The organism is Clostridioides sp. ES-S-0048-02, from assembly GCF_020658495.1.
In the GTDB taxonomy this organism is placed as follows: Bacteria; Bacillota; Clostridia; order Peptostreptococcales; family Peptostreptococcaceae; genus Clostridioides.
On sequence record NZ_JACVWH010000047.1, the window covers coordinates 1 to 1,902 of the forward strand.

Here is a 1,902-nt window from a genome sequence, read left to right on the forward strand (position 1 = left end):
TCTTTACCATTATGCTTTAATATACTATTCAACTATTTAATTTCTTAAATTGCATTTAGATTTATTTTAGTAGTAGATAAATTAAATTTAAATATTAGACAAAAAGGTGATAGATAATTTCTATCACCTTTTTAATATATTCTACTTCAAAAATAATTTTTTATTAGTTAAAAAAATTATATAAAATTATAGTATATGTTGTAATAATAATACGAACAAAATTTATTCTACAAAATAAAATTGATGTTATAATAAAAATAATTCATTTTGATATTTGTACCCTTGTACACTTCAAGCATCCTAAAAGGGTGCTTTTTTTATTTCCAATTCTCATCAATTTATACAAAGGCAAATACTCAAGAAAGCTATTCAAACTATCTTAAAACCGATTGTATTAGCTCTTTACTTAATACTATCAACAATTTATGATATAATAAAAAAATAGAAGTGTACTACGAATACACTTCTATAGTTGCAATTAAGCATTCTCATGAGCGGGAGTGCTTTTTTCATTTCTCCAAACAACCCTGTTTTTTTCATCAATAATTATCAAATCAATCTTATTATCTTTCAAAATCTCTGTTACGAAAATATTTAATTAATGATATATAAATGATTTCAGAAATTTAAAAAACTTACTCTGTTATTGTATATAGAAAATGTAATATCTTCAATATCTGTTATAAAATTTTATTAAAAAAAATAAGTTAGTACAATAATGGAATAATTTGGTTGTCATAGAATCTATTTGTATATATAATTAATTTGAGGAAATTTAAATTTAGAGGGGGAGAATTTGTGAGAAAAAAAGTTATAATATCAATACTAGGGGTTTTATGTGTAATTATTCTGACTGGATGTTCAAGTAAAAATAACGATGAAGGTGAGGTTACACCTGTTTCTAATTCAGAAAATGTTTTACAAGAAGAAGATCTAGATCAGTTTAAGGTAGAATCTATTAGAGAAGTACATAATTTAAATGAAGAATTACAGGCAAAAACTCAAGAGACATATGGTTTAATGAATGAGTGGGTTAATCAAGGTACTGATAGTAGCGAAATGATAAAAGGATTTTTAGAGCTTCAATATTTCTGTAGAGAAAAAGTTGGGGCAATAGAAGATGTAGAAAAGGATATATCATTAAAAAATATAGAACTTACAGAAAAAGAAGGTAATATAATAAAATATACTAAAAAGAATTTAGAAGATATGGAAGAAGTTGTGGATCTTATAATAGATGGAGTAATGAACAGTAATAGTGAGTCTCTACAAAAAGCAACTGATATAGTTCAAGATGTTAGATTTTCAGTAATTGCAATGCAAAAATTAGAATATTAAATTAAGAGAATATAAAAATGAGGTAATTAAAATGAAAAATAAAAAAATTATATTAATTGTTTTAGTAGTGATAGTTGGGATTTTTGGAGTAATAAAAGCTCGAGAATCTATAGTATTTGATAAAATTATAAGAGAATATGAAGAAGCTTATACAGATTTTGAAATTTCTGGCGACAAAGCTAAAAATATATTATATATAGATACAATATTAGATATTGACTTGGATGAATATAAGTACAATTCTTTAGTAGGAAGTTTGTGGAAAGAATATGAAGATATAAGTGTTGAAACTACAAATAGTGTAAGAAAAAACATAAAATCAACATATAAGGTAAACATAAATGTAGTTGAAAATGTTTCCAATACTTCTGGAGAGATATTACTGAAAGCTAAAAATGGAAAAATAATATATAATATAATGGAATAAATTGGAATAAATATATATTCTAATTCAATTGATTACACACTCTTATTGGTATAGAATTTAGTTATACATAAATTGGTAAGAGGTGTAAACTAATGAAGATTAATAAATTACCACATGCAGAACTAAAACTGATGAAA

At 23.8% G+C, this 1,902-nt stretch carries 2 protein-coding genes; both read left to right on the forward strand.

What is annotated here, in order from left to right:
- The first annotated feature begins 798 nt into the window (after positions 1-798).
- On the forward strand, positions 799-1,338 hold the full coding sequence (locus IC173_RS20210; protein ID WP_227856197.1) for a hypothetical protein: 540 nt from the start codon (positions 799-801) through the stop codon (positions 1,336-1,338).
- Between the two features lie 31 nt (positions 1,339-1,369).
- Positions 1,370-1,765 (forward strand): hypothetical protein, encoded by a 396-nt coding sequence (locus tag IC173_RS20215; RefSeq protein ID WP_227856198.1) that lies wholly within the window; start codon positions 1,370-1,372, stop codon positions 1,763-1,765.
- Positions 1,766-1,902 lie beyond the last annotated feature (137 nt).

Bases quoted from the DNA above. Each gene is read 5' to 3' on its own strand.
- IC173_RS20215 (WP_227856198.1), top strand. From the start codon at position 1,370: ATGAAAAATAAAAAAATTATATTAATTGTTTTAGTAGTGATAGTTGGG.